Annotated in this window: 3 protein-coding genes; 1 reads left to right on the top strand and 2 read right to left on the bottom strand. The window is 63.2% G+C overall.

Annotated features, from left to right (window positions below; translation table 11 throughout):
* The coding region (locus tag ACTJGZ_RS10515; RefSeq protein ID WP_441662874.1) for a hypothetical protein at positions 1-252 on the bottom strand (252 nt) is incomplete at its 3' end.
* 210 nt (positions 253-462) lie between these two features.
* Positions 463-1,695, bottom strand: coding sequence for an MFS transporter (locus ACTJGZ_RS10510; protein ID WP_441662873.1), 1,233 nt, complete (start codon positions 1,693-1,695; stop codon positions 463-465).
* Between the two features lie 110 nt (positions 1,696-1,805).
* Here ACTJGZ_RS10510 and ACTJGZ_RS10505 point away from each other — a divergent pair.
* A partial coding sequence (locus tag ACTJGZ_RS10505) for a LysR family transcriptional regulator (protein ID WP_441662872.1) occupies positions 1,806-2,513 on the top strand: 708 nt, incomplete at its 3' end.

Genomic DNA, 2,513 nt, shown 5'->3' with positions numbered 1-2,513 from the left:
CAGGTCGCGGAAGCCTTCGTTGCGCGCCCGCATGGCGGCTGTGATCCATTTTTTGGCCAGCATGATATCTTCCTGGCGCATTTCGTCATCGCTGGCTTCTTCGGCCTGTTGCCAGGCTTTGTAGGTTTCCGCAACGGCCTCAGGGCCGCCCAGCGCCCGTTCCAGCGTGCGGCGGAAGCGGCTTTCGGCATCTGTTCGGGCGCGCTCCGGCAGTTCTGTCGGGGCATCTTGCAGCGTGATGGTGTATGACATGGTGTGTCTCCAGAGTTTGCTGTGTATTTATACAGTATTTTCTGGTGCCAAGAAAAGCCCTGTATGCGCTCCGCACGTAAATTTTTTCGCGCAGGCGGCAGTCGCCGCGTGTGGCGGACGCCTCTGCCATGCAGGCAAATCGCCGGCCCGCGCCTTGCGGAAAGCACGCCAGGGTCAGGCAGTATGTCAGGCCGTATTTCAGACAGTATGTCAGCTCGCATCCCGGGAAGGGGCATCGGTGGCTGGCGCTTCAGGCCGCAGGCGTATGCCCAGCGCCAGGCCGCCAGCCAGCAAGGCTGCGCAGCACAGCAAGGGCGTGTAGCTGGCCAGTTGCCGGGCGCCGGACTGCATGAGCAGGGCGGAAGCGCCAAAGGCCAGGGTTGAGCCCAAATGCATGCAGGCCGCTTGCAGCGCGCAGAAGCTGGCGCGCCGTTCGGGCGCGGGATACGCAGCGCTGATGGCAGCGGCAGCAACCAGCGCCGCGTAAGTGGAAGCCATGAACAGCAGCATGAACAGCCAGGCAGGCCAGAGACCGCTCAGTGTGCCGCCCAGGTTGGCTGCAAACAAGAGCAGGGCCACACGAAACCAGCGGCCGGGGGAGTGCAGCGGCATGAACTTGCCGGATAGCCGGGACGCGGCCAGCCCGGCCACGCCACCCGCGCAAAATAGCAGGGGCAATTGATCCGGATGGCCTGCCAGGACAGTCAATAGCGGCGCCAGCAAAGGGATCAGCAATAGCGCGGGCAGCTGCGAGATGGCATTGAACGCGGCATAAAATAGTGTTTTGCCGCGCAAATGCGCCCAAGGGGGCGGCGTTTTGCCCGGCGGCATGGCCGGGGCTGCCTGTTGCCGGGCGGGATGGGAGGGCAGGAAAAGCGCGACGGCCAGCAGGCAAAGCAGGCAGCATGCGGTGATCAGCCGGAATGACCAGGGCCAGCCCCAGCGGTCAGCCACCCAAAGCACCAGCGGCGTGCCGACGATACTGACGGCGGAAAACGCAGCGACCACCCGAGCCAGCAAGGCCGGACGCTCCTGGGGCGTGGCATGGGCCAGCAGGGCACCCGAGGCGCCCCCCATGACCAATCCCCCCATCAGCCCGGCCACTGCGCGCAAAAGCATCAGTCCGGCAAAAGAATGCACCAGCGTAATGGCCAGCGTTACCGTGGCCAGCACGGCTAGCGCTGTCATCAGCAAACGCCTGAGGTTCAGGCGGTCGATCCAGAAATAGGCCAGCAGGCCAGACAGAATAGCGGTGCAGGTATAAATGCCAGCCGCATACCCCGCCCAGGCCACCGGCACACCGAGATCGCTTGCCAGCCACGGAAACAGCGGGCTGATGGCCATGTATTCCAGCGCATTGGTAAATTGAATGGCTGCCACAATCCAGGCAACGCGCTGGCCGATGCCGCTCGCGGGCGGAGAAGAAAAAGAAGGAGCTTGCATACTGCGCTCGGCTGTAAAAAACATCAGCATAAAAATCTGGGCAGTGCTGGTGAAGTCACTTTTTTGATGATATTTTGATATCAAAAAAGCGACTTCAACAGGAATGGCTCATGACAGCACGCTTGAACTTGAATGCCGTACGCGTCTTCATGGCGGTATTGACCGAAGGCAGTTTTGCGGCGGCAGGCCGGGCGCTGGGGCTGCCAACATCGAATGTCAGCCGGCATATTGGCAGCCTGGAACAAAGCCTGGGCGCGCGCTTGCTGGAACGCCAGCAGCGTAGTCTGCGCCCGACCGAGGCGGGGGCGGCGCTATTCGAGCGTTTTCATGGCGCGCTGGATGGGCTGGAAGATTTTCTTGAGGCCTTGCAGCCCGACGCCGGGCAGTTGAGCGGCCGGCTGCGAGTCAGCTTGCCCAGTGAAATCGGGCCCTTTTTGCTGGGGCAGGCACTGGCGGATTTCGTCGCGCAGCATCCTGAATTGCAGGTGACATGCGTCACGACCCTGGCAGGCCTGGAAACAGGGCTGGCAGACACGGACCTGGCCGTTGTGGTGGGCCGTGGCGAACTCCCGAACAGCGCCTGGGTGGCCCGTCCGCTGGCGCGGCTGGAAAGTATTGTGGTGGCGGCCCCGTCGCTGATCGCGCGCTATGGCAGGCCCCGCCGCATTAGCGAGCTGGCGCACTTGCCCTGCATTACAACGGCCAGCGTGCTGGGCGGAGCGCCCTGGCGTTTTCGCGCAGGCAATGGCCGTATCATCAATCAAGCTGTGCAGGCGCAAGTGCGTCTGGATAGCGGTATCCTGGCGGGCGCTGCCGCG

The sequence above is a fragment of the Kerstersia sp. genome (genome assembly GCF_052103615.1).
Taxonomy (GTDB): domain Bacteria; phylum Pseudomonadota; class Gammaproteobacteria; order Burkholderiales; family Burkholderiaceae_B; genus Kerstersia.
Note: the sequence above shows the minus strand (reverse complement) of the source record. Positions and strands in the feature narration are given on the sequence as shown.